Consider the following 24,686-nt stretch of genomic DNA (forward strand, 5'->3'; position numbering starts at 1 on the left):
GCGATCTTGCTTGGCTTTGTATGGTTGTTCTTGCCTGATTCTTATACTGAATTCCTTTTTGTTAGCGGGAAATTGAAGCCCATATTCAATGGTAAGCGAAGCCCTTGATTTGTAACATATTGTTTGATAGCCAGTCTATCAAAGCCCGCATAAACAGGGAATTATCAGAAACCTATTAAGCGTAAATTGCATAGTCAGGTTTGGACTTGAGGCGGAAAAATAAGATGACAAGAGAATGAAGAAGAGATAGAGGAACCTTTGGTGTTGTAATATATCGTCATACATAGGATTTTATCTCCCCCTGATAGTTCCATGCATAGGAATATGCAAGTCATTGAACTTTATAACTTTCCATTTTAGTAATTAAGAAGTCCCAAAAAGCCTTGATACGTGCTGTGTTTCTCAGATCCTTATTAGCCAGAATCCACAAGGATGAGTTGTACTTAGCATCCAATCGATAGAGTTCGACAAGATCATACGAATCATCAGTTGGTAGCAAAGCTATTCCTTGATCATTAAGCGCAGCGTTCAATGCTGTAGTGATAGAATTGCAATATATGGATTTAGCGTTGTGTTTAATTCGTTTCTGATACCAGAGCACTGCTGGGTTATCTAAGTGCACGTAGTCAATAGCTGTTAGGTGTTCAATTTCGGACAACTTGAAAGGAGCGTTATACCCTCTAGCCTTCAAAAAGTCTTCAGAGGCATAGATGCTTAAGTTTACATCTCTCATTTTACGTGCAATAAGGTTTTCCGGTGCTGTATGACTTGCCCTAATGGCAATGTCCGCATCGCGATGCTCGATATCCAGAGCCTGCTCACTTTCAAGGATCTCAAACTCAACGTCGGGGAATGGCCTCCGGAATTCACTAACCCACTCGGGCAAAGTGGTCGTTGCCATTGTTGAGGGTGCGGTAACACGAATTAAACCTTGAACTTTTTCATGTTGCAGAGAACTTTGAATGAGGATGCCGTCGGCCAATGACTCCATTCGCTTGGCACTATCCAAAACAGTTCGCCCCGCCTCAGTCAGTTGGTAGCCGCGACGACTAACAATAAATAGCTGCGTTGAAAGCTCGCTTTCAAGCTGCTGGATCCGCCTCCACACAGTGGTTGAATTAACATTCAACTGCCTAGAAGCCGCCTTTAAGGTTCCTTTCTCTGCAAGCGCGATAACGACCTTCAAATCGTTCCAATCCATGACATTACCCTGACTTTGCATTCATGCAATAGAAGTTTGCCTTTTTGTCTATATAACTGCAATAAGAGAACACCTAGTCTGTGCTCGTCATTTAACGAAATAGGGTTTCCTTCATGAGAAAACAGGTAGTCATCTTTTACGTGGCCTCATCTATGTTCGCGGTGCTGATGATGATATCAGGCATGGCCAAACTAACAGGACAGGAAGCCATTGTTCAGGCAACGGTTGATTTAGGCTACCCGCTTTATTTGTTGAAAATTTTAGGAACCGCCTATTTGATTGGCGCGATTGCAATTCTTCAACCAAAGTTCAAAACACTTAAACAGTGGGGATATGCTGGCTTCTCGATAGCTCTGATCGGGGCTTCGGGATCGCACCTACTGGCCGGGCAAGCGCTCAGCACCGCTTTACCAGCTACTGTCCTATTAGCCGTTTTAGCGGTTGTTGTAACCTTGAATGCGAGACTGACTCGCCTTAATTTTTCTGATGAGGAAGTCAGAAATAATATCTCCTCACCGCAAAGAGCAATGTCAGAGGCCAATAAGATATGACCAGTTACGGTGTATTGGATAGAAATATGTCGGCTTACTCCGTTAACTGATCTGACAAGAGGAGTAATCAACAGGAATATAGTTTTATGGAGGTTGCTAATGTCGGATCCCTGGGTAAATAGCCTTACCTGACACTCTTCAGGATACCTTGGAAGATGAGGTAACCGGTTCAGGCCGTATTAGCTGTCGCTCGAGTGAGTGTCCTGAAGAATTTAAACATTGCATTTACAGTCAGGCGTCTCTATTCGTTAGCCTCGACTTGCCTCCAATAAAATTTTCAGGGTCTGCTGGCAATTTTTTTTAAAAATTGTATACAGTGAGGACAATCTTACGCCCTCCGTGTAAAGGCTCAAGGACCATGCGTGCTTGTTGTAGCTCAAGGATATTGTACGTATATTCTTTTTGTTCTTTCTCATAATATTGATCGTATTCTACATACAGCACAGAGTCTTCTATAGACCAAATAAAATCATAAGTGAGCGGAAAGTGTGGGTGGCCAATATATGTATTGAACTCGCCTTTCCCTCCCTCTTGATAGGTCCAATTTTCTCCGGGCCTACTCCAAGTTTGAATTAACAGGCTTCTGGTAAGGTTGTCGTCACCTTTGTAAGGTACCTGAACTGCGCAACTGACAGCAGTAGCTATTGCTAAAATAATTAGAACGATACGCATAGTATTTTTAGTATTCTGGAGAGAGCGCTATTTTGTAAGACTTTAGCAAACTTTCTACTTGTTAAAATTTTACTAAGTAGTAGTTTCCGCCGCTTTTAAATCTAGTTTATCTGGTTTACCCTTATGCCGCTTACATGGTCAGTTAGGAATATTACCCTCGAATTTTGTAGCTATAGACAGATTCATGGATTTTTTTATAGCTGGGGTCAGAGCCATCAGATTCTACAACAGTGACTCCCTTTGCAGGCATATACAAACCGTACTCAGAAACGAATACATTACCATATCTGATATAAGCACCACTTTGGTCGCAATAGGAATGTCTTTTTCCGATTGGCTCAATATGTTCTACTTCACTAGAAAAATACTCTCCTTTCTCTGCACATTTTAATAATAGCCGTTCCAAAGACTCAGTCGCTGCTTCTATATTTATACTGTCTTCATCTATACCTGAAGAGCAGGAGCATAGAATTAGAACCATAGGTAAAAATATATTTTTCATTATGGCTATTTTTTACTTCCTAACACTTTAATCGATCGGCTGTATTGACTTGTTGGTAATTAGTTGTACTCTGGACTCAGTACTAGATACTTTCCCTGAATCCTAAAGTTTAGCTTTTGTAGATCGGGCATCCATGTACCTTTATTGCTCCCCTGTGAATCCCATTGAGCTTGTTCATGCCAACCTTCATGGAGGCTGGGATCTTTGCAATAAAAGCCATCTTTTCGAATGAGAAATTTGTTACATGGCAGAAAAGGGCGCTCCCAGGTGGGGTCTGGTAACCAATAGGTCCCATCGGAGTAGGGCACTACGAAAACTGTCATTTCAGGATTTTTGACCACAAGAGCTTTATACCATTGATAATCGACTTCTAGTGCTCCAGCCTCTGGGATCTCGGACAAATCTATTCTGATTTTTGAGCTGCTCTTAGCAGCTTTATTTGGGTTCATAGAGGCAAAAAATGGTGTTGCGACAAAGACTAAGCCAATTAAGATGCTCAAAGTGGTAACTAGTGATAATAGCTTGCGTCGATTCATAGGATTACTTACGCCTTTTGCACGTCCTGTTACATAAAGCCTCCACCGGTAAAGTAGACGCTAGCTTATATTCATCTTATGCGGTCATTTTTTCATATTGATCTTAAGGAAGGACACATCACTTTTCCATTAGGAGTCTAGCTCAGTCGGTATACTTGATTCTCTTTACTGGGATCTCTTATATTAGGGTTGAAAGTTTATAAAGAGATCCCAGTAAAGAGAGTTAACGAAAGATACTTACTGCTTTACACAAGGTTTCAGTCTCACTCTTATGGAACTCAACGCATTTGTTGTTTATTAGTGCATCATTAACTTTCGGCTCTAACCAAATTTTGGGTTTCATAACTACCATTACACTGGGGTTAGGTACCCTGTAATTCGACGGTTTTCTCTGTCTCGCATGCTCTCCTCACGGCTAAGCTGTTTGTAAAAGACGTGAGAGGGTGTAATTGAATATCTATACATATATATGGCACCAAAGTTCCATTATTTGTGGGCAATGAATGTAAATCTTTCAGCTTTTAGAAACGCGTCGCACTTTTTTGGAGAATCAACTTCCTTATGCAGTTTCTAACTTGTTTTGCTAGATATTCGTCTTCTGTCCGAGGTTGAGGTTTCATCCCTTTGCATACTCATACTACCGCTGGTCTTCTCGACCAACTGTTCCTCTCTTCTTTCCTGTTGTCATCTATACACAATTTTTGGATGCAGGCTGATGATGTCGGCGGTGGTATCGTATCTACCATTAGTTGATTAATGATAGCTATCACTCTAGCTGTGAACACTGTTGAGAATGCAACAAGGTTGCGCATGTATTTTCAGTACCTTCTCCCGATATATCCAAAGAGGAGGCGACTACTCAACGGAGCAAAATTTCATCCAAGATTTTATTCACGATCTTCCAAGTACTGCTTAGTAAATTTCTTCCACCATTACCGCGCACCGGTCAAGATAACGCACGCAATAGAATTCATAGAGCTTGCATTACTTATTGCCATTATAGGTACGCTTGTTTTGTAATTGATATCTATTACGCCTGAAGTCTTTACTAGAAAAGTATATATTTTGACTTACAGTCGTCTGTAAATATGAGATAATGCTGGAAATAACTCTGTCGATAATAGACCTGTCTTCCATCCCATTTGTAAATTGGATTTATCTCAATGAAAAAAGTATTAACAGTATTGCTTCCGGCAGCAGTGCTTACAGGTGTTGTTGCGCCGAAAATTGTTGGCATTCAACTAGAGTCATCCATTGATGAAATAGTCACTGCCGCGAATGAAAATTCGGCATACACGGTTGAAGTAAAAAGCATGGATTCATCCTGGTTTTCAACCCAGACCACCTTTTTGGTGAGCATGGATGTCAGTGCTTTCTCGGATGTATCAGGTGCCCCTGAAATTGATCCTTTTTCTGTAGAAGTAGACTTTAGTGCTTCCCATGGCCCCTTCCGTTTCGGTGAGCATGCTGGTTTTGGTTGGCTCGGCTGGTCGCTAGAAGTTGCCGGCGATCAATTGCGTGAACATTTGGTTTGGGCTGAGGAAGCTCCTTTTTACCAGGTTCATGGTAATATGAATGCCTTAGGTGGTTATTACTATAACGATAGCATTGCGCCATTTACTACTGATGTTGAGAATCAAAAAGCTCAGTTAACTTTTAGCGGTTTTCAAGGAAAAGGGCAATATCAGGATGAGCAACTAGCTTACCAGGGGAGTGCCGATAGCCTTACTGTTACTTCCGAGCTAAGGGATTTTAAGGTTGAAAGGTTGACTATGGATATGACCATGCCTTCCTCCCTTGAAGCAATGTTTGAAAGTGTTTTTTATGATTCTGATACAACAATTAACTTTGGTGCCGTAAAGTTTAATGATAGAGAGCAAAACGAAAATATTGACATTGCTGATTTATATATAAAGGCCAGTACTGAACTCAACCCAGAAAATCAGCTGGGGAATATGCAAGTTGCCTATGGAACTAAAAAGGTTGATATAGCTGAATTCCATGGTGAAGACCTGGCCCTTGAGCTTGAGGTCACCAATATAAGCCAGGAATTTTTGAAGTCTTATCAGGACTTTGCCGTCTCACTCAATAAACTACCTACGGAAGAAGCAACCCCTAAGACAATGGAGTTTATGAGCGAAAACTTGCTATCTTTAGTGGCTGGCGAGCCTCAACTGAACATTACCAGCTTACGCGGTACTTTCCCACAAGGCAGCTTTAATAGTAACCTTCATACTAGCTTAGTTGGCATCAGTGCGTTACCGGAGCAACCGCTAGATCCGGCTTTTTGGCTGTCACATACCTTAGTTGACGGAGAGCTAAGTGGCGATAAAGCTGTGATTGAATTTATTGCCGTACAAGTGATGAAAGCTCAATTGAAAAATAACCCTCAAACTCAAGGTATGAGTGAAGAGCAACTGGAGCAAATCGCTGCTCAACAAGTGCCGACCATATTAGCGTCTCTTGAACAGCAAGGTTTGTTAGTGTCTACCAATGACGGCTACATCTCAAATGTCAGCCTGAAAGACAGCGAGCTTAAGGTGAATGAAAAACCTATGCCGCTACCGCTTTAGTAGATATTAGCCTTTTGTAATAGAAGTGGCTTATCTTAAGCCACTTCATACTTCCCCTTCTCTTGTTACCCTTCCAAGGCTGATGATTTATTTGTTTTCCTATTTTAACGATGTTGTCCTGGGTTGCCAATAAAGTTGGACATAGATTAGTGTTGTAGACGGTATAATCGCAGTAATATCTCATCTAAGCATTGCTGCTCCGTGGTTATCATGAGCCAATATGTGACTCTCTAAATACTGATGATGTAGTTATTAAATCAAAGCTAAGTAATAATAAGTGTTAAAGCTTGTGGTGCTCTATTTTTAATTTTAGTATTTTTTTTGGTAAGTAATTATCAATATATTTAGATTGCGAAAGATCGCTTTGTGGATATCTTTAGGGTGGGGTATTGTTAGAACTCTATTTTCAGTATTTTGATTTCTGATTTGCTAAATTTTTTATCTTCAATATCACATGTATCCCTTACTTTATTCATGTGTTCTCCGTTCGGCATTTTACACTTGTGTATATAATGTGTGTATTTAGCATTGCTAGCACCTAGCAAAACATGTAGTGCTGAGTCTGGTGCCTAATCAAGTTACGTGACTATGACTTTTTGCTTTTGCGGATTTTAAACATTATTATTTTCAGAACTCCTTGCATCAATTAGCTACGAGACCGCTGGATCAATATTTCCTGAAAATATTTTACTTGTAGATGGATTATTTCCATAAGACTATTAACGCTTGGGGTTATCGGTAAAGCTTTGCCGTGTCCAGCTAATTGATTGTTGTTAGGCGATACCTTATCTCTCTCCTGACTTGCGTTGACCAGATTGATTTACCTCGCTGAGTATAAAATTACGAAAAGCCTGTACTCCAGGACTATCAAGTTTTTCGTATGGGCAGACAAGATAATAAGAAAAGTTGGAATCAATACTCACGTCGAATGGTTTTACGATTCTTCCAGATTTTAAGTCATCCTCGATTAGAGATATTCGACCCAGTGCAACGCCCTGGCAGTTTTCGACGGCAATTGCGAGAGAGTTACCATCATTCATGACGCTACCTGATCGCGGATCGACATCGTCGACCCCGGCTGCTTTGAGCCACGATGCCCAATCGTCAAAATTATCTTCATGCAGTAAGGTTTGATGCTTGAGGTCGGAAGGCTCTTTCAAAGGATTTTTGCCGTTAAGCAGCGAAGGGTGGCAAATCGGGCTTAAATCGAGCGGCAACGAAAGCCTGGTCACTGAGCCTTGCCAGTTTCCATCACCAGCTCGAATGGAAATATCGACGCCATCGTTAGTGAAATTGGCGAGAGCCAGGGTATGGTGAACATTCAACTGTATATCAGGGTAGGCTCTCCAGAAGTTACCTAACCGCCGTATTAACCATTTGCTGGCAAAACTGGGGGTTACGCTCACGGTTACCACCGGAGATTGACTCTCGGCTTTGATGAGGTGGAGCGTATTTTCGAGTCGATCAAAACATGCACTGGCTTCGGATAACAGCTTTTTCCCAGCATCGGTCAATGAAATCGACTTTCCCGCACGATGGAACAATTTTACACCCAGTCTCGACTCCAGATTTCTCACTTGGTGACTGATCGCCGTTTGCGTAACGCTCAACTCCTTCGCAGCATCGGTAAAACTCATATGCCTTGCCGCAGCCTCAAACCCACGCAAGCCGGCCAAAGATGGTAAAGATCGTGTTTTGGTATGAATTAAACTCATAAGTACATGTAATTATATCCTTTTGCTGCCACTTTTAAAGATCGTATATTGATCTCCACCCATGAATTATTTGCACTAGAGGATAGCGTAATGTCCGAAACAAGAGTTGCTATTATGACTGGAACTGGTCAGGGAATTGGTGCCGGCTGCGCCCGCGAAATGGCTAAGGCGGGTTACAAAGTCTCGTTGATGTCCCCTTCCAACCGCAGTGTTGAACTGGCCAAGGAATTAGGTGGTATAGGGCGGCAGGGTTCGGTTCTCGAAACCGCAGATCTGCAAGCAATGGTCGACGACACGATGCAAACCTATGGCCGTATCGACGCCGTCGTTAGCAATATGGGCCATGGTGGCGGGGTACCGGAAGAAATTAAAACAGTAGGGTTCGATCCTGATTTCAACGGCCCCCTACTCGAGCTAAGTGATGATCTCTGGCATGAGAGCCTCGATATGTACGTGCTCAATGTCGTCAAGCTTGCCCGTATCGTCACGCCGATTTATATCGAGCAGGGAGGAGGGGCATTCGTCAATATTTCTTCAATGAACACGGTTGAGCCGAGAGCGCCTTATCCGATGAGCATGCTGCGTGGCGCTTTACACAGTTTTGCCAAGCTCTATGGTGATCGTTATGCAAGATACAATATTCGCATGAATAATTTAATGCCGGGCTTCTGTGAAAACGTAAACCTGTCGGAGTTTGCCCGCAGATCCATACCCGCACAGCGCACTGCCACGTTCGAAGAAATCGGGCAGACCTGTGTCTTCCTTGCCTCTCATGGAGCCCGATACATCAATGGGCAAAGTATCTTGTCTGATGGCGGCATGAATCGGGCGGTTCGCTAGAAACTAGCGGCCACCTGATTTAGCTGAGAACCCTATTAGAGCGCTCAGTGCTTTGAAGCCCAAATTGCCAACCTATGCATGATTGCCTTCTGTGATATCTTGTCTTCTGGAAGCGGTTGAATTACTTTATCGTGAACTAAAAGACGGTAAATATATTCGAGTTTCTCGTGAGCTGAATCGGTAGCTTCGAACTCGACAACTCCTCGCTTGGTGCCATATGCAGTACCGAGTGCTATAGCCTTTTTCACTAACTCTTTTTCGTTTTTGAGTTTCTTCATTATTATGTCTCAACGAGGTTGTCGATATTGCGGACCTACCGTTTTTAGCAGAGGGAAACTGCGGAACCGCAGGTGTAGTAATTTTTCAGCTTACCTAAACTTGTTAAGGACTGAACCTCGGCACTAACTCTCCAAGTATGCCCCAACAACCGATTCTAATTCCTGAACTAACTCTGAGTCCATGTACTTGTATTCATCTGGGATATCTAAGACATGAACTGGCTTATGATCCAGGATTCTAGAGAATTCTGCTATTAGCCTATTTTTATGCTTTTGTTCCATGACGAATATCACGTCAGCCCAGCGAACATCCGCTGAGCTGACTGTTTTTTTAGCTCGCGGGCTGGTACCCGCAGATTTAGCGTTGAAATCAGGGTGTTTTCTCCAAATGGCTTCAGCTGTAGGACTACGCCACTGATTCCGGCTACATATGAATAAGAGATTTCGCATATCTTAATCTTTCTCAGGAAGCTCAGTATTTAGGATTTGAAGCATAGTTCGCTTGGGGTACTCGATCCTTAATTGCTTAGCTCTACGAAGCTTTTCAGAGCGTGTATACATCAACTTCCAGTTTTTCTCAGAAATCCTCGGCTTTTCAATTCTAGCACTATTCTTATGGGGCTTAGCTTTGGTCTTGGATCTTCTCGCAGCCCTGCTTCTTAAATCATCCATTATTCTTTCCTCTATCAATTATCGGGTTCAGCAGCCGCGATAAAACGGAGAGGACTCCTAATCTTGCGTGTGTTTAACACTTGGCGCGACGAGGAAGCACACAATGCTGAGTCCAGCAACACCTAGCATGGGCATGGACTAATGGAGTTATAGCCCACTGTAGGAAGATTACCGTTCAATGGATTCCATTAAATGCTAACTACTAGCGAATGGCAACTGCAGCACTGTGAGATCTTATGGAGAGGAAGCCGCTAGTAAAACGGAGATTCATTACGGATAGGGAACCGCCAATTGCGGAGCCGCACGATGGGTGGCATGGGGGGCTAGAAACTACCGGCTACCCGATTTAGGTTTTTTTTTCGCTACGATGGAGAATATATGCCAATGATGCGGTGTACCATCTGTAGTTTCTCCTGAAAGGTCATGTTCAGTCCACTTTAATAGCTCAAAGTTACTGAGGTATTTTCTTATCTTCGATTCATTCATAACTAGAGTATCACTCCAAAATGCTTCCTTATCATACTCAGGCCCAGCCATTGTGTCTTTCGGCCCTAGGAATGAACCACAAAAGATTCCACCCTCTGTCAAACAGTCAGTTATTTTCAACCAAACTGACTCAAAATCTTTTTCAGGACAAAAGAAAAGACTGGCATCAGCAACTACCAGCGAGGACTCAGGATAGTTAAAAGTATTAAAACTATCCTTTGATAGAATAACTTGCTCATCATCTTTGAATCGTTTACGACATCTAGATATAGACTCATTTTCGATATCAAAGGCATGAACTGTGAAATCTTTACCGCGCAAATAAGCGATATCTGATCCTGCTCCACAGCCACAATCAATAGCAACCTTTCTTCCTTTTACTTCGCTAAGAGCAAAAATTAAATCTTCTCGAGTATCACTGTGTTCTGTTGAGTCATAATATTTGGAGATTTCTCTCGTTGACATTCCCTATCTCCGATGAGCAGAAAATCTAACGCCGCCAACAGCGGCCGAGCGTAGCGAGGTCCAGCTCCCGAAGGGGGGTGCTACTTGGCCTTGGTATTCCCAGTATGGGCGTGGACCAATCCCCTGTAGGAATATCACTGCTGAATGGGATCCATTAAATGCTAACTACTAGCGAATGGCAACTGCAATACCGTAAGGTATCGTGGGGAAGAACCGCTGGTAAGACTACGAGCTGACGGACCGAAATATCCTAGAAGGCTTAGCTTGGAGGCGAGGTGGACAGGGATACCGAAGCCATATGATCTAACGGGTAGAGTAAATGATATCGTTGCGTGATCGCTGGGTAGATACTCATTACCGATAGCGAGCCGCCCGTTGGGGCCCGCACGATGGGTGGTGTGGAGACCGGTAGATAAAAACTACCGGTTACCCGATTTATAAATCGTTAACGGGGGATCAGGGTATTTAAATCGATGTCAGTTCACGTTTATCCGACGCAATTCGTCCTGATAGAACGACCATCTTGATATTTTTAAGGTCACGAATATCACTCCAAGGCTGACCATCGACAAGTAGTAGATCAGCAGATTTACCAACTTCAATAGTCCCCAGTTGATCAATTAACCCTAAAGCTTCCGCACCATTTCTAGTGGCGGCTATAAGCGCTTTCGCATCAGGTAGTCCAGCATCAACCATGCGTGACAATTCATTGTGGTAGCTGTCACCAGCAATCATTTTGCCTTGTGTATCAGTGCCAACACCAAATTGAACTCCAGCCTCGTGTAGGGCCGGTATATTCAGGTGTCCTTTGGGTTCTCGACCTAAAGTTGGCACATAAACTATATTGTGCTTGACAATTAATTGCATTGTTTCTGGGCTAATGAGATTGCCATGTCGCACACCATGCTCAATGGTAGTTATTCCAGCTTTAATAGCTTCATTAGTTTCTTGTGGAGAGCCTGTGTGTACTGCAACCCAAAGACCATGCTTGCGAGCTTCCGTTGTAATAGCCTGCAAGGTTTCCTTTGAGATGCGTGGTAACGTGATTTCGCCTTGTTCATTTGTATGGCCCTGATAGACGGCTTTAATACCGTCAATGCCTTGCTCAACCAGAGCAGCGATTTTCTCCTTTACATATTTTGGATCATCGGATTGCACGACCATTTGCTCGATCATCCGATTTGGTATTCTTTGAACCGGATGTCCACCAGGAGCAGTAAATATAGGCCCTGCAATAAACATATGTGGTCCAGCGACCTCCTGGTCGTCAAGTGATTTTTTTAGCTTATAAATTCCCGAGCTGGGATCGCCGACGGAACGATAACTTGTAATACCTGATTCGATCAGCTTCCGCCTAACATCTGGTTGCAATCGGATCGAATTCCAAATCATTACAGGTAAGCTGCTCTCACTAGAATCAGCTTTACCACTGAAAAAATGACCGTGAAGCTCTATGAGGCCAGGTACAATTGATTTACCTGCTGCATCAACTTGAATAGCATCTATTGGTACTTCACAAGTATCTCCCAGACAAGAAATTTTACCATCCTCTACAAGGATTCCAGGGTTCTCAATGGGCAACGTACCAGTACCATCAAATAAGCTACCATTGCTAATCCACATGCTTCTACTTGGTTGCTCCCAAACATATAGATTATGGTTGTAGGCGACTATAAATGCGATCCCACCAAGGACAACAAAGCTGGCAAAATATTTTAGAAATTTTATCAATGAGAATCTCCCTTATAATTATAACGCCCGATCACCGAGCAAATTTTGATAGCGATTTGTGTGTAATTTCGCTTAAAAAGTGACAGCTAAAATTTATCCAGTGCAGCCACCTGGTACGCCCAGCATGAGCGTGGACTAAGTGGGGTGAAAGTCCCATGTAGGAGGATCACCATTTAGTGGATTCCATTAAATGCTAACTACTAGCGAATGGCAACTGCAACACCGCGAGGTCTTATGGGGAAGAGGTCACTAGCAAAACTACCAGCTGACAAATAGAAACATCCTAAAAGGCTTAGCTTGGAGGCGAGGTGGCCAAGGATACCGAAGCCAGGTGATCTAACAGGTAGAATTAATGATGCAGTTGTGGAGTGAAAGATCACGCTCCTATCTGGGGGGATCTGTTTCACTTGCTGCTGCGAAGCTGTCAGCCCAACCCGTTAGTTGACATCGCGGGGAGAGAAAATAAGTGGCGGAACACAGCTGCGCCTCGGTCAGTAATGATCAAGGTAATTAAACAGAAATCAACCGACGGCATAGTAGCTAAGTGCCAAGATTAATACCTTGGATATGGTGCAAGCCTAGACCCTAAATCCACGCGCTAAAAGGCAGGGCTAGCGTACCGATATGTTTCCAGTTGGATAAAGTTGAGGTATCGCACTGCCATGATACTCAACTCAATTGAAGAGCTGTTTGAGACTATCGTTCGCCCGTACAGATAGGGAGCCGCCCATTGCGGACCCGAACGATGGGTGGTGTGGGGGCCGGTAACTAGAAGCTACCGGATTTAGATCAATTAACCTTGATGAGCCCACCAAAACACCCCTTTGGCCCACCAACACCATAGGTATACTCGTATATTTCACCTGCTTTGACGGTTAGCTCAAACTCATTTTCATTGCCAGCGCACGACATAGTAATTGTATGTTTGCCTGGGCTGACTGCTACAGGGCCATTTTTTGTATTTGCAGGTAGGCCATCAATGGCAGTCAAAGAAACCGTTGAGCCGCCGCTTGTTATTGACCAAATATTGGTTGAGCCTCCCCTAATAAATGCTGATTTCTCTAGATCTTCCTTTGGGATAGAAGCTGCGCAACCAGCTAGAAAAAATACCAGTGACAATGCTATTAAAATACATCTCATTTTTTTCTCCTTAGATTTTGCGCCCTGTTCCACTTTCGGGGGTTAGATTGCAGCTGCATGTTATGGTTGGAGCTTACCCTGTCGTTGAAGCCAAAGTGCCCGCTCCTGATCTTTTGATAATCTTGGCCTTGTAATTGTTATAACTATAAACATGTTCATTAGACCGATGAAAAAAGTAAATGGATTTCCTGTTACCAGTAGCAACAACGGTCCAAGTAGAAATATTAATCCAGCAGGAATAAGCCTAAGCTTAATACTATGGGCGCTAATTGCCAGCTTAACAAAACCTCCGAGGACTACTCCTGGAATAACCCACCCTAAAACAGAAACAAATAACTCCGGCGCAGCATAAAAGACTGCTAATGTTGGAAAAATTCCAATCAGTGTGGCTATCAACATGCCCCACAGGCTTTCTCGTTTATTCAAGTTTCGTAATATCTCTTTTTCTTCTTGATATTTTTCTATTGTCATCTCTTACTCGATTACCAACTTATCCATAGTACGTCAATAACCCGCAGCTGAAACGTAGCGAAGCGGATTGTAAGCATTTGGCCGCTTAGAGTGCGAAGTTAACTGACTTAGTGCACCCAGCATAGGCGTGAACTAATGGGGTGAAAGTCCTCTGTGGAAAGGTCACCGTTTAATGGGCTCTATTAAATGCTAACTACTAACGAATGGCAACTGCAATACAGCGAGGCCTTGTGGAGACGAAGCAGCTTGTAAAGCTATGAACTGACCTACAGAATCATCATACAAAGCTTAGCTTGGAGGTGAGATAGTAAAGGACACCGAAACAGGTTGATCTAACGGGTAGACTAAATGATGCAGTTGTGTAGTGAAATTATCTGGGGAGATCTGTTTAGCTCACTGCTGTGAAGCTGTCAGCGTGGCCGCTGACTCACAAGTAGGCCCTCTTCTAAGGCGGGGCCAGGACAAATTGGTGGGGCATAGTAGCGCCTCGGCCAGTAATGGCTAAGGTGATTAAACAGAAGTCAGCTAATGGAATAGTAGCCAAATGTGCAGATTAATACCTTGGACACGATGAAGGCCTGAACCTAAATCTATGAGTTAAAAGACAGAGCTAGTCTACCGATATGTTTCCAGTCGGTTAAAGTTGAGGTGGCGCGCTGCCATGACACTCAGCTCAAATGAAAATCTGCTAGACGTTGATTACGTTACGTGATCGCTAGGTAGAAATTCATTACAGATAGGGAGCCGCCCGTTGCGGGCGCACATGATAGATGGTGTGGGGCCGGTATCTAGAAACACCGATTCCCCGATTTAAGCAAACTCGAGGCGAGAATTTCCAGCTTCAAACTTGCATATTAGTTTAAAACTACCCTTATCAAACTTCATTCTGAGGGTAATTTCACTATTAGTTCTTCCATCGAAGCTTACAGTTGCGGATAAAAGGGGCTTGCCTCTAAACCAACCGGAATGATCTGCCCAAGAGATATCGTCATCCTCATCATTACAAGATTGATCTTTAGGATATTTATCAATTCCGCAATAGAGTCCATCAATAAATATTCGATACCACGAACCGGATAACTCATCATAAAGCCAAAGAAGGTAAATATCCTTGTCAACATCGTCAATTAACGACTTCACGATAGTAAATTTGGAGCCTTCCAGCTCGGGTACATCGCCTTCGTAGTCTTGAAATATTCTATCCATCAGTATGTGTACTTAACGCTAAGTTAACCGGTGCACAATGCGATATACATCAGGTAGATGCCGTTTGTAGCTGGAGTGTTGTTATGCGCTGCACCAAAAAGCCTATTTTCAACGTTTGTAATTGTCATACTCCCATTGAAAATACTGAGATAACTGCGCGCTAATACCAGTCCAACTGATGCCTTGGCAGTGCTCAAGTATGGCGTCAACTTCAGCTAATACAATTGCCCAAGTGTATTCGTTGAGAACAATTGCATGTTTTGCTGAGTTCTTTCCATGAAGATTGTTTGGGGTAACGACTCGAACCAGGAAGTTGTCGCCCCCCTTGATGTCTAGGCCAATTGTGAAGTTCATCCAGAAATCCACATTGTAAGCATCCTCTGGTACCCACTCATCTATTGGGTCATGATCAGTACAATCGTAACTAATGATGACTGGCTTCATCAGAACTCTCTGGATGCATAACGCTTAAGGCGCTCGATATCAAAACCAAAGCGGCGGTTTTGATGTCGAGTGTCTTTATTTATTACGCCCAGCATGGGCGTGAACTAATGGGGTGAAAGTCCCCTGTAGGAAGATCACCGTATAATGGGTTCTATTAAATGCTAACTACTTGCGGATAGCAAATGAAGTAGGTGTATAGCGAAAGTTCACGCTCCTATCTGGGGAGATCTGTTTAGCTTGCTGCTGTGAAGTCGTCAGCGTGGCCGCTGACTCACTACCATCGCGGGGTAGACTAAAGTAGTGAGGCATAGCAGCGCCTCGGTCAGTAATGACGAAGGTGGTTAAAGAGAAGTCAGCCGACGGCATAGTAGCCTTATGCCAAGGTGAATGCCTGAACCTAAATCTTGAGTTGAAAGATAGGGCTAGCCTACCGGTATGTTTTCAGTTGGATATAAAGTTGAGAAGGCGTACTGCCATGACACTCAGCTCAAATGATGCGCTGCTCGGCACTATCATTGGATAGAGATTACAGTTAGAGAATCGCTTATTGCGGACCCGCATGATGGGTGTTGTGGGGCCGATAGCTAGAAACTGACGGCTACCTGATTTAAGTGATGAAACATGCAAAACTAAATAGTATTTATATTAATCTTCTTAACATAAATTAATTCACAAGCTCCTTTTCCAGTATCTTCACGAGTTTGTGAACTTTCCCAATACCAATTATCGGTGGTAGATTTTACGTTTACCAAACTCCCTGATATTTCTATAATATCTCCCTTACGAATTTCATCAATGAGGCCTTCTATAGCATCGTCACCAGGAATGAGGTGCATATTAGCACTATAGGTTTCAATTTCTCTTCTAGGTATTGGAAATGAGTCTACCCGCCACCAATAAAATCGACGTGATTGTGATATCCTAATTTTTTCTAGGATACTCTCATCAGACATATTTCCCCAACCTAATACTAAATCAGTAGGTGAAAGCTCTGCTTCTCGACCAGTACGATAATTTTTCTTTGAAAGTACTTTTGCTTTAATTCTAAATTCTGCAATTTCTGTAATGTTGTATTTTCCAAAACTGAAACCAAAAATAGAGTCAATTTTCTCCTGCTGCGGTAGCTCAGGTGCCATTACACCAGGCCCAAACGATACCTCAGGTGAGTGGTTGTAAAATTTCCAAATTCCACCAACTATCAAAACTAAAAAAAATGCTTTTTTCATATTTATCTAAGATTCACATAACGCTTAAAGCAAGCGCGAATTTATGCGTCGTCTTGCTTTTTTTTGATGCGCCCAGCATGGGCGTGGAACAATGGGGTGAAAGTTCACAGTAGGAAGATCACCGTTTAATGGGCGCCATTAAATGCTAACTACTAGCAAATGGCAACTGTAGCACCGCGAGGTCTTGTGGGGAGGAAGTCGTTAGCAAAACTATGAGTTGAGGAACAGAAACATCATACAAGGTTTAGCCTGGATGCGAGGTGGCCAAGGACACCGAAGTCGGGTGATCTAACGGGTGGAGTAAATGATGCAGTTGTGTAGTCGAAGTTCACGCTTTTCTTAGGTAAGATCTGTTTAGCTTGCTGCTGTGAAGATGTCAGCGTGGCCGTTGACTCATAAATAGGCCCAGCCCACTAGCGACCATCGAGGGGATAGATGAAAGTGATGAGATCCAGCAGCAGCTCGGTCAGTAATGACCGAGGTGATTAAACAGAAGTCAGCCGACGGTCGGTATAGTAGCCAAATGCCAAGATTAATACTTTGGACATGGTAAAGACCTGAACCTAAATCCACGAGTTAAAAGATCGGGCTAGCCTAACGATATGATACCAGTCGGATATAAAATTAAAGTAGTGCGCAGCCATGGCGCTTAGATCAAATGAAGAGCTACTTGGTACTGCCGTTGGGCAGAGATTCATTTCGGATAGGGAGCCGCCTATTGCGGACCCACATGATGGATGGTCGTGGGGGCTGGTAGCTAGAAACTATCGGCTACCCGATTTAAATGCCTCAATCTGTGCCGCCGCCATCCATACCATGTGAACCGCCACCAAAGTCAGAGCCAACAGATGCAACATCGTTACTACTAAAGTTTGCATTTCCGTAAAAATGAAGATTTCCTATTTCTCCATGCATTGCTCCGTAATTCCAAACCTTACCAATTTCATGATGATATGCATCAAATTCCTTCTTTGAGCAAAAAATTGAAATAGCGTAACAAGTATAAATAATTGAGAGCCCTGACCTCTCAATCGTAGCCCTTACTTGTTTTGACGATACCTTTTAGATTTTCCATAATCTTTCGCTTGCAACCTAGGCAATTTCCGCAAGTATGATTTTATCGCTCTATTTCGTTGTATTCTTCGAATGAACTGCATTACGTGTTCCTTGTGCGTATTTAACGCCTTGCGAAGAGGAAGCCTCGTAGAGGCGTCGCGCTTGGGAAACATGTTATGTATTGTATTATCTGCATTGTAGGCACAATTTTTATTTTTATTGAAATCAATATTTACCCTTAATCTTGGTAACTATCTTATTAATTAATTCAGCAGGTAATAAGGATTTGGACAAGTACTGCTGCCCCCCAGATTTAGCCACCAAAATAAGCCCTAAATCGGTTTCAATAATACGCTCGATATCTGCCCACGACAGAGCTGTTATCGTATAAGGATTCTGTGTCTGGATTCCGTCATTATCTATGGTTAATTTCACTTCACTACCGGCACTTTTCCCAAGCATCTGCCGTGCTAGCCACCAAGCTCGTCGATATCGAATGTGAATCAGTTCCAGCACGCCTAATGCAATTAACGTGCAACTTGCGATCTTAGGTTGCTCAGTAAATAACAGTAATCCCGCACCAGAAGATAATAATAATGTAGGAAGAAGGTAATTGGGCTTGACATTTTTCCCATGGGGTAGAGACTGATCAAAGCATTCGGCTAGATAATCTCTAGATAAGGTAAATTGAGTATTAAAAGGCTGCATAAAAAAATTATTGTGTCTGCTAAATTTGTCGTAGCACTACAGTGAGTGTCAGGGTGATTCTTTAAGCTAATGTCAATTACGCTACATCTCTCAATAAGACCTCGATTTAGCCCCTTATAACGCCTTTAGCAATGGCAAATTACGGAATCCAAGGCGTTGTAATTTGTCCGCTTGCCTAAATTTGGCACGCCCAGCATGGACGTGGACTGATGGGGTGAAAGTCCCCTGCAGGAGGGTCACCATTTAATGGGTTCCATTAAATGCTAACTACTAGCGAATGGCAACTGCAATACCGTGCGGTCTTGTGGGGGAGAAGGTCGCTAGCAAGAGGCGAACAGAAACATCCTATGAGGCTTAGCCTGGAGACGAGGTGGCCAGGGGCATCGAAGCCGGGTGATCTAACGGGTAGAGTCAATGATGCAGTTGTGTAGTGAAAGTTCACATTCTTATCTGGGGAGATCTGTTTAGCTTGCTGCTTTGAAGCTGTCAGCGTGGCCGCTGATTCATAAGTAGGCCCAACTCGCTAGCCACCGTCGCGAGGATAGACAAAGGTGGTGGGATGCAGCAGCGCCTCGGTCAGTAGTGACCAAGGTGATTAAGCAGAAGTCAGCCGACGGCATAGTAGCTTAATGCGAAGATTAAGACCTTTGACATGGTGAAGGCCTGAACCCAAAATCCACGCATTAAAAGACAAGGCTAGCCTGCCGATAGGTTTCCAGTCGGACAAAGTTGAGGTTGCGCGCTGCCATGACACTCAACTCAAATGAAGAACTGCTCGGCTCTATCGTTGGGTGGAGATTCATTGCGGATAGGGAGCCGCCCATTGCGCACTCGCACGATGGGTTGTGTGGGGGTCGGTAGCTAGAAACTACCGGTTACCCGATTTATATGATTACTCGCAGTAACTTAAGAACTCATCAAGTTGTACTTCATCAAACTCTGGAGCCCCTTGCTTGACTTGCTCTGGAATCATGGAGCTCCACTGTTTCGCTTTTTGTGATACTCGCTCAATGAAGTCTTCATCTTCTTGTACAATCTCGTCTGCATTCTCTAAGGGTAAAGAAAATGCCACTTTTGTACCTTTTTCATCTAATGCGTAGTATTCGTAGCTACACTCATCGTAGCAATTACAACTAGCGTAGACTTCGATACCTTTACCTTGTTTTAGAAGAGCATTAGCAATGTAACTCCATTCACAGCAGGCCTGTCCATATGTTGCGATTAGATAGTCGCCTATTAACTCCGACTTATCGAATCTATAGCTCTCGCGCTTGTATGTTTTTGACTCTACACCAGAGTACGAAAAAAGCTCTTTTAGGACCTCTGTTAAGTCCTCCCCATTTAGCTCTACAAGCTTTACCAAAAGCTCCTTAGGTGCTTTTAATACAAACTTTCCGGCTTCTTCAGACAAAACAATTCCTATTATTAAAATTGATTAATTATAAACCTCAGCAAACATTTCGATACCTTTAAGCAAGCTACTAAACTCTGAATTTAGGTCATCTTCTGTTTGGCTATCCATTTCTGCTTTCACATTATTAAGAGCCCCGGCTAAGCTTTCATTATTAAGCCTTTCTGAGCTCATTTCGATGGTCTCACCATCAATTTTATAATGAAATCCATTTCTCATAAAAATGGAGCCTAGTTCTATTTGTTTCTTTAGAGTATTTTTTGCCTCTGCTAGCTTCTCTTTTAACTCCTCGTAGTTGCCATGAGAGCGATAATACTCAGCTCTTTCTTCAAAAGTCTTAACTGTTATGAATATTCTTAAGGTCGGGGTTGCAACCCTTAACTCCTGCTTTAGTACATCGCGTACTGAAATATCTTTTCCAACCTCTAAGAGTGCTTCACCCCAATCAGCAAGAATCTCCCTTACAAGTTGATCCTTTCTATCAATATCTTTCTTATCCATGATGATTCCTCGTATTCATATAACGCCCGCCAGCACAGGCCGGAGCTTTGAAGCAGCGGCGGTCCAGCCCAGAAGGGGCGATTGTGCCTGGCCTTGGTACGCCCAGCATGGGCGTGAACTAATGGGGTGAAAGTCCTCTGTAGGAAGATCACCATTTAATGGATTCTATTAAATGCTAACTACTGGCGAATGGCAACTTCAACACTGGGAGGTCTTGTGGGGAGGGGGCCGCTAGCAAAATACGAGCTGATGAACAGAAACACCCTAGAAGGCTTAGCTTGGAGGCGAGGTGGCCAAGGTCACCGAGGCTGGGTGATCTAACGGGTAGAGTCAATGATGCAGTTGTGTAGTGATAGTTCACGTTCTTATCTGGGGAGACCTATTTAGCTTGCTGCTGTGAGGCTGCCAGCATGGCCGTTGACTCATAAGTAGGCCCAGCCCGCTAGTCACCGTCGCGGGGATAGATAAAAAAGTGGTGGGACATAGCAGTGCCTCGGTCAGTAATGACGAGGGTGGTTAAACAGAAGTCAGCCGGTGGTGTAGAAGCCTAATACCAAGATTAATACCTTGGACATGGTGAAGGCCTGAAGCCAAAATCCACAAGTGAAACGACAGGGCTAGCTTACCGATATGTTTCCAATCGGATATAAAGTTGAGGTAGAGCACTGCTATGACATTAAACTCAAATGAAGAGCTGCTCGACACTATCGTTGGGTAGAAACTCATTACGGATAGGGAGCCGCCCATTTCGGACTTATACGATGGGTGATGTGGGGGGCGGTAGCTACTACCGGCTACGTGATTTACCGCTGGACAACTTTCCCAACATAACGATACTTTCCGCTAGCTCCTAATCTTTTCTCATTTATTTTAGCTTCCTCTCGGCTTTCAGTAACTGTAAATTTCAAACGGCAACATTCATTAAGGAATGAACACCTACCGACTTCTGTTTTTAAATTATAGCCCCTGTCTGCATAATCATTTGTTATTTTCGAATCGAAGAATAGATGCTTTGCCAATATTGATTGTTTTGATTCTATATCTTTGGAAAGAAAGATTTTTGGACATGATTCATCTGCCCGATGTACAGTTTTTAGTGCGCTCTGTTTTGAGCGAGCATGCTGCATCAGTCTTTTCTTAAGGTTTTTAGCGATCCCCACCTTTAACAGAGTGCCTTTAGTTGTGTATATTTCATAATACCCCGGATCAGTTGGCACCTCTTCGTTAATTTGATCAAAGCGGATTTCCATTAATTCTCCGTTTAAGCTGGATAAATGTTCGCAACACACGCGGGTATAGCGCGAGGCGGAGGTTTTGACGTCGGGTGCCTTTACTTGCTACGCCCAGCATTGGCGTGGACTAATGGGATGAAAGCCCTCTGTAGGAAGATCACCATTTAATGGATTCCATTAAATGCTAACTACTGGCGAATGGCAACTGCAATACTGAGAGGTCTTGTGGGGGGGAGCGGCTAGCAAAACTACGCGCTGGAAAATAGAAACATCCTATAAGGCTTAGCCTGGAGGCGAGGTGGCCAGGGACAGCGAAGCCGGGTGGTCTAGCGGCTAGAGTCAATGATTCAGTTGTGTATTGAGAGTTCACGTTCTTATCTGGGGAGATCTGTTTAGCTTGCTGCTGTGAAGCTGTCAGCGTGGTCGCTGATTCAGAAGTAGCGCACTGCCATGACACTCAACTCAAGTGAAGCGCTGCTCGACACTATCGTTGGGCAGAGATTACGGATAGGAACCGCCCATTGCAGATCTGCACAATGGCGGGTGTGGGGGCCGGTGGCTAGAAACCACCGGCTACCCGATTTATATGACTGTAAGCGTCATTTGGTAAAATCTATCATCTTCGTTTTCTATGACAAACCCTAGGCGACCATAAAGTCTATATGCTGGACTACGTTTAAATACTCGTAGATCAATGAACCCTAGATTTTTTTGCCTTGCAAGCTCGGTTACTTTAGAGATAACTAAAGCGCCTAACCCTTTGTTTTGTTGATTAGATACAACTTGAATATCTCGTAGTTGACAGCGATTGTTTTCAAATGAGAGTCTAACAATCCCAAAAACTCCATCATCATTCACTACATCATAATTCTCAAGATTTTCAATTGCACTGCGTACATCTGATAAAGTCCAGTCTACGCCATACATGTCATAGTACTCCTGCATGTTGGCAAGAGTAAGTTTTGCAGATTTATCCAAGTCTTTGGTTTTAATAAATTGTATCATTGGTCAAGTCATAACGTCTCAAACACCGGGCGTCGCGACAGTGGCGTCCGAATGATTTGACTTGTTGGAAGTGAAGTGGTCAGCAATTTGAGCTTCCACTTCTTTTCTACAAATCTCAATTACTTTATCGCCCACCTCGTCATTGAATGAAGATTTAAATATGCATTGAATAAAAACGCCTTTTTCACCAGAACTAAAAGACACATTTTTGGAACGAAGACCTAAAAGATTACTTAAATCTTGATCTTGGAGCTCTACAACTTCTTTTTGAATTTGATGATGTAAATTGCCATTCCAGACAAGGTTTGCTATGACAGGGGCGGCCTTGAGGTTCTCCTCATGATTCTGGCCTCCCTCAACTTGAATAGTATAATTCTTTGAAGTGGATACTTCGCAAGCACCAAGAAAAAGAATGGTTATTAATAAAATGGCCCTCATTTGAAACTCCTTACCTCTAACGCCTAAAGCACCTGTGGCAAAACCAGAGCGAAGCAGCGGTTTTGACATCGGGTGCCTTTACTTGATGAGCCCAACATGGGCGTGAACTAATGGGGTGAAAGTTTCCTGTAGGAAGATCACCATTTAATGGGCTTCATTAAATGCTAACTATTAGCGAATAGCAACTGCAATACCACGAGGCTTTTTGGGGAGAAAGCAGCTAGTAAAGCTATGAGCTGACGGACAGAAACATAATATAAGGCTTAGACTGGAAGCGAGATGTCTAAGGACATCGAAGCCGGGTGGTCTAACGGGTAGAGTCAATGATGCAGTTGTGTAGTGAAAGTTCATGTTCTTATCTGGGGAGATCTGTTTAGCTTGCTGCTGTGAAGCTGTCAGCGTGGCCGCTGACTCATAAGTAGGCCCAGACCACTAGCCACCATCGCAGGGATAGAAAAAAGTGGTGGGGCACGGCAGCGCCCCGGCCAGTAATGACCAAGGTGATTAAACAGAAGTCAGCCGGCGGCATAGTAGCAAAATGCCAAGATTAATTTCTTGGACAGGGTGAAGGCCTGAACCAAAAATTCACGAGTTAAAAGACAGGGCTAACCTACCGGAATGTTTCCAGTGGGATAAAGATGAGGTGGCGCACAGTCATGGCGCTCAGCCCAAGTGAACAGCTGTTCGATACAATCGTTGAGTAGAGATTTACTACGAATAGGGAAGCACCTATTGCGGACCCGCACTATGGGTGGTGTGGTAGCCGGTAGCTAAAAGCTACCGGCTACCCGATTTAGCTTCTAAAATTAGCCACATTGTAAAACTAGCCATGCATTGGAAAAGTTAGCATTTCTAGCTTCACTTTCCTTGACCCAAAAATACAGCATACCTAAATCACCCCACATGATTTCAATATCATCATCCGAATCAAACTGAAATAGGAGCCGCCAATCATTCTCTTGCTCTCTTAATAGTTTTGCTTCTTTGGAGTTGTAGCCTTCGGGGCCGCCGCAGTTTACTCCTCCACTTACAAGCTGACATTCTTCTTCCATGCTGTCATTTTGAATTGGGGACGGAAAGCCGCTAACTTGATGCCTAGGCTCATCACCATAAAGCTCATTAAGAAATTCATAGTACTCTTCATCTTCAGACAAACCCAATTTCTCAAAGCTAATTCTTTGAGAATCAGGAAAGCTAGTGAATCTCTCAGAAATAACATATTTTATTTCTGGCGCCACATGATCTTCATTCAAGTCATCAGGTAGTTCTGTTGATTGAAAATCACCGTCACCACTTTCATATATAACAGCCCAGCCACCTCTATCTTTTGGATCAAAACCCCAAGGCCATTCTTCTAAATCATAAAAAAATAAAAGTCGTCCATGACTTGGTAGCCAATCTATGACCTTTTCAGGGTTTATTTCTTCTAAGTCAAATTGAGCAATGAAACCTAGGGGCTTATCATTTTTTCTGGGCCAATCAATAGATGTTCGAGTTAATGGTAGACCACCTAGAAAGCTTGCTGTTTCTTTGTCTGAAGACAAAATTCTTAAGCAATCTATTCCAAGCTTTTGTATTTTTTCATTCATTTAACTCTAACCCTAAGAAGAAGCTAACGCCCGTATT

The 24,686-nt window shown here is 43.3% G+C and carries 24 protein-coding genes; 3 read left to right on the plus strand and 21 right to left on the minus strand.

The features are described 5' to 3' along the window. Positions 1 to 331: 331 nt before the first annotated feature. Positions 332 to 1,201: a LysR family transcriptional regulator gene (locus tag ACJJI1_RS12810; protein WP_444956895.1), complete on the minus strand. Its 870-nt coding sequence runs from the start codon at positions 1,199 to 1,201 to the stop codon at positions 332 to 334. 113 nt (positions 1,202 to 1,314) lie between these two features. On the opposite strand from ACJJI1_RS12810, the gene ACJJI1_RS12815 reads away from it, so the two are divergent. After that, positions 1,315 to 1,752 carry a DoxX family protein gene (locus ACJJI1_RS12815; RefSeq protein ID WP_444956896.1) on the plus strand — a complete coding sequence of 146 codons (438 nt, stop codon included), beginning with the start codon at positions 1,315 to 1,317 and terminating at the stop codon, positions 1,750 to 1,752. Between the two features lie 300 nt (positions 1,753 to 2,052). On the opposite strand, the gene ACJJI1_RS12820 is transcribed toward ACJJI1_RS12815, so the two are convergent. The 3 genes from ACJJI1_RS12820 to ACJJI1_RS12830 form a co-directional block, all read right to left on the minus strand. Continuing rightward, a complete protein-coding gene (locus tag ACJJI1_RS12820) occupies positions 2,053 to 2,424 on the minus strand; it encodes a hypothetical protein (protein WP_444956897.1) in 372 nt (123 codons plus the stop codon). 151 nt (positions 2,425 to 2,575) lie between these two features. Continuing rightward, on the minus strand, positions 2,576 to 2,926 hold the full coding sequence (locus ACJJI1_RS12825; protein WP_444956898.1) for a hypothetical protein: 351 nt from the start codon (positions 2,924 to 2,926) through the stop codon (positions 2,576 to 2,578). 59 nt (positions 2,927 to 2,985) lie between these two features. Then, positions 2,986 to 3,462, minus strand: a complete 477-nt coding sequence (locus ACJJI1_RS12830) for a hypothetical protein (protein ID WP_444914544.1) — start codon at positions 3,460 to 3,462, stop codon at positions 2,986 to 2,988. A gap of 1,163 nt (positions 3,463 to 4,625) precedes the next feature. On the opposite strand from ACJJI1_RS12830, the gene ACJJI1_RS12835 reads away from it, so the two are divergent. Then, a complete protein-coding gene (locus ACJJI1_RS12835; RefSeq protein ID WP_444956899.1) occupies positions 4,626 to 6,035 on the plus strand; it encodes a YdgA family protein in 1,410 nt (469 codons plus the stop codon). 785 nt (positions 6,036 to 6,820) lie between these two features. On the opposite strand, the gene ACJJI1_RS12840 is transcribed toward ACJJI1_RS12835, so the two are convergent. Continuing rightward, complete coding sequence (locus tag ACJJI1_RS12840; protein ID WP_444956900.1) at positions 6,821 to 7,672, minus strand: LysR substrate-binding domain-containing protein; 852 nt, start codon at positions 7,670 to 7,672, stop codon at positions 6,821 to 6,823. Between the two features lie 168 nt (positions 7,673 to 7,840). On the opposite strand from ACJJI1_RS12840, the gene ACJJI1_RS12845 reads away from it, so the two are divergent. Next, on the plus strand, positions 7,841 to 8,590 hold the full coding sequence (locus ACJJI1_RS12845; protein WP_444956901.1) for an SDR family oxidoreductase: 750 nt from the start codon (positions 7,841 to 7,843) through the stop codon (positions 8,588 to 8,590). 44 nt (positions 8,591 to 8,634) lie between these two features. Here the strand turns inward: ACJJI1_RS12845 and ACJJI1_RS12850 are convergent, their stop codons facing one another. The 16 genes from ACJJI1_RS12850 to ACJJI1_RS12930 form a co-directional block, all read right to left on the minus strand. Next, the gene (locus tag ACJJI1_RS12850; RefSeq protein WP_444939834.1) at positions 8,635 to 8,868 is read right to left on the minus strand and encodes a DUF5062 family protein; all 234 of its coding nucleotides are present in this window, start codon (positions 8,866 to 8,868) and stop codon (positions 8,635 to 8,637) included. Between the two features lie 1,002 nt (positions 8,869 to 9,870). Next, the gene (locus ACJJI1_RS12860) at positions 9,871 to 10,491 is read right to left on the minus strand and encodes a class I SAM-dependent methyltransferase (RefSeq protein WP_444956902.1); all 621 of its coding nucleotides are present in this window, start codon (positions 10,489 to 10,491) and stop codon (positions 9,871 to 9,873) included. Positions 10,492 to 10,956: 465 nt separating this feature from the next. Next, positions 10,957 to 12,222: an amidohydrolase family protein gene (locus ACJJI1_RS12865; RefSeq protein WP_444914540.1), complete on the minus strand. Its 1,266-nt coding sequence runs from the start codon at positions 12,220 to 12,222 to the stop codon at positions 10,957 to 10,959. A gap of 789 nt (positions 12,223 to 13,011) precedes the next feature. After that, positions 13,012 to 13,362, minus strand: a complete 351-nt coding sequence (locus ACJJI1_RS12870) for a hypothetical protein (protein ID WP_444914539.1) — start codon at positions 13,360 to 13,362, stop codon at positions 13,012 to 13,014. A gap of 60 nt (positions 13,363 to 13,422) precedes the next feature. Then, positions 13,423 to 13,833 (minus strand): hypothetical protein, encoded by a 411-nt coding sequence (locus tag ACJJI1_RS12875; protein ID WP_444914538.1) that lies wholly within the window; start codon positions 13,831 to 13,833, stop codon positions 13,423 to 13,425. 810 nt (positions 13,834 to 14,643) lie between these two features. After that, positions 14,644 to 15,039: a hypothetical protein gene (locus tag ACJJI1_RS12880; protein WP_444914537.1), complete on the minus strand. Its 396-nt coding sequence runs from the start codon at positions 15,037 to 15,039 to the stop codon at positions 14,644 to 14,646. A gap of 108 nt (positions 15,040 to 15,147) precedes the next feature. Next, on the minus strand, positions 15,148 to 15,483 hold the full coding sequence (locus ACJJI1_RS12885; protein WP_444914536.1) for an Imm8 family immunity protein: 336 nt from the start codon (positions 15,481 to 15,483) through the stop codon (positions 15,148 to 15,150). A 629-nt stretch (positions 15,484 to 16,112) separates the two neighbouring features. Continuing rightward, positions 16,113 to 16,709, minus strand: a complete 597-nt coding sequence (locus ACJJI1_RS12890; protein WP_444914535.1) for a hypothetical protein — start codon at positions 16,707 to 16,709, stop codon at positions 16,113 to 16,115. A gap of 789 nt (positions 16,710 to 17,498) precedes the next feature. Next, entirely contained in the window at positions 17,499 to 17,741 is a 243-nt protein-coding gene (locus ACJJI1_RS12895) for a DUF6559 family protein (protein WP_444959386.1), read from the minus strand. Between the two features lie 249 nt (positions 17,742 to 17,990). Then, on the minus strand, positions 17,991 to 18,473 hold the full coding sequence (locus ACJJI1_RS12900; RefSeq protein WP_444956903.1) for a YcxB family protein: 483 nt from the start codon (positions 18,471 to 18,473) through the stop codon (positions 17,991 to 17,993). A gap of 892 nt (positions 18,474 to 19,365) precedes the next feature. Further along, entirely contained in the window at positions 19,366 to 19,884 is a 519-nt protein-coding gene (locus tag ACJJI1_RS12905; RefSeq protein WP_444914533.1) for a hypothetical protein, read from the minus strand. Between the two features lie 24 nt (positions 19,885 to 19,908). Next, positions 19,909 to 20,385 (minus strand): hypothetical protein, encoded by a 477-nt coding sequence (locus ACJJI1_RS12910; RefSeq protein WP_444914532.1) that lies wholly within the window; start codon positions 20,383 to 20,385, stop codon positions 19,909 to 19,911. Positions 20,386 to 21,188: 803 nt separating this feature from the next. Then, on the minus strand, positions 21,189 to 21,635 hold the full coding sequence (locus ACJJI1_RS12915; protein ID WP_444914531.1) for a GIY-YIG nuclease family protein: 447 nt from the start codon (positions 21,633 to 21,635) through the stop codon (positions 21,189 to 21,191). 564 nt (positions 21,636 to 22,199) lie between these two features. Beyond that, on the minus strand, positions 22,200 to 22,622 hold the full coding sequence (locus ACJJI1_RS12920; protein ID WP_444914530.1) for a GNAT family N-acetyltransferase: 423 nt from the start codon (positions 22,620 to 22,622) through the stop codon (positions 22,200 to 22,202). Positions 22,623 to 22,640: 18 nt separating this feature from the next. After that, positions 22,641 to 23,129, minus strand: coding sequence for a hypothetical protein (locus ACJJI1_RS12925; protein ID WP_444956904.1), 489 nt, complete (start codon positions 23,127 to 23,129; stop codon positions 22,641 to 22,643). Between the two features lie 737 nt (positions 23,130 to 23,866). Next, a complete protein-coding gene (locus tag ACJJI1_RS12930) occupies positions 23,867 to 24,649 on the minus strand; it encodes a YwqG family protein (RefSeq protein WP_444894994.1) in 783 nt (260 codons plus the stop codon). Positions 24,650 to 24,686 lie beyond the last annotated feature (37 nt).

The organism is Microbulbifer maximicatervae (SeqCode), assembly GCF_052467065.1.

What these genes read in the sequence shown, in the direction of transcription:
- ACJJI1_RS12915 (WP_444914531.1), bottom strand. Translation starts at nt 21,635, where the DNA reads ATGGAAATCCGCTTTGATCAAATTAACGAAGAGGTGCCAACTGATCCG.
- ACJJI1_RS12810 (WP_444956895.1), bottom strand. Translation starts at nt 1,201, where the DNA reads ATGGATTGGAACGATTTGAAGGTCGTTATCGCGCTTGCAGAGAAAGGA.
- ACJJI1_RS12840 (WP_444956900.1), bottom strand. Translation starts at nt 7,672, where the DNA reads ATGAGTTTTACCGATGCTGCGAAGGAGTTGAGCGTTACGCAAACGGCG.
- ACJJI1_RS12820 (WP_444956897.1), bottom strand. Translation starts at nt 2,424, where the DNA reads ATGCGTATCGTTCTAATTATTTTAGCAATAGCTACTGCTGTCAGTTGC.
- ACJJI1_RS12835 (WP_444956899.1), top strand. Translation starts at nt 4,626, where the DNA reads ATGAAAAAAGTATTAACAGTATTGCTTCCGGCAGCAGTGCTTACAGGT.
- ACJJI1_RS12850 (WP_444939834.1), bottom strand. Translation starts at nt 8,868, where the DNA reads ATGAAGAAACTCAAAAACGAAAAAGAGTTAGTGAAAAAGGCTATAGCA.
- ACJJI1_RS12910 (WP_444914532.1), bottom strand. Translation starts at nt 20,385, where the DNA reads ATGGATAAGAAAGATATTGATAGAAAGGATCAACTTGTAAGGGAGATT.
- ACJJI1_RS12920 (WP_444914530.1), bottom strand. Translation starts at nt 22,622, where the DNA reads ATGATACAATTTATTAAAACCAAAGACTTGGATAAATCTGCAAAACTT.
- ACJJI1_RS12885 (WP_444914536.1), bottom strand. Translation starts at nt 15,483, where the DNA reads ATGAAGCCAGTCATCATTAGTTACGATTGTACTGATCATGACCCAATA.
- ACJJI1_RS12890 (WP_444914535.1), bottom strand. Translation starts at nt 16,709, where the DNA reads ATGAAAAAAGCATTTTTTTTAGTTTTGATAGTTGGTGGAATTTGGAAA.
- ACJJI1_RS12845 (WP_444956901.1), top strand. Translation starts at nt 7,841, where the DNA reads ATGTCCGAAACAAGAGTTGCTATTATGACTGGAACTGGTCAGGGAATT.
- ACJJI1_RS12870 (WP_444914539.1), bottom strand. Translation starts at nt 13,362, where the DNA reads ATGAGATGTATTTTAATAGCATTGTCACTGGTATTTTTTCTAGCTGGT.
- ACJJI1_RS12815 (WP_444956896.1), top strand. Translation starts at nt 1,315, where the DNA reads ATGAGAAAACAGGTAGTCATCTTTTACGTGGCCTCATCTATGTTCGCG.
- ACJJI1_RS12930 (WP_444894994.1), bottom strand. Translation starts at nt 24,649, where the DNA reads ATGAATGAAAAAATACAAAAGCTTGGAATAGATTGCTTAAGAATTTTG.
- ACJJI1_RS12860 (WP_444956902.1), bottom strand. Translation starts at nt 10,491, where the DNA reads ATGTCAACGAGAGAAATCTCCAAATATTATGACTCAACAGAACACAGT.
- ACJJI1_RS12825 (WP_444956898.1), bottom strand. Translation starts at nt 2,926, where the DNA reads ATGAAAAATATATTTTTACCTATGGTTCTAATTCTATGCTCCTGCTCT.
- ACJJI1_RS12925 (WP_444956904.1), bottom strand. Translation starts at nt 23,129, where the DNA reads ATGTCAAAACCGCTGCTTCGCTCTGGTTTTGCCACAGGTGCTTTAGGC.
- ACJJI1_RS12880 (WP_444914537.1), bottom strand. Translation starts at nt 15,039, where the DNA reads ATGGATAGAATATTTCAAGACTACGAAGGCGATGTACCCGAGCTGGAA.
- ACJJI1_RS12900 (WP_444956903.1), bottom strand. Translation starts at nt 18,473, where the DNA reads ATGCAGCCTTTTAATACTCAATTTACCTTATCTAGAGATTATCTAGCC.
- ACJJI1_RS12875 (WP_444914538.1), bottom strand. Translation starts at nt 13,833, where the DNA reads ATGACAATAGAAAAATATCAAGAAGAAAAAGAGATATTACGAAACTTG.
- ACJJI1_RS12830 (WP_444914544.1), bottom strand. Translation starts at nt 3,462, where the DNA reads ATGAATCGACGCAAGCTATTATCACTAGTTACCACTTTGAGCATCTTA.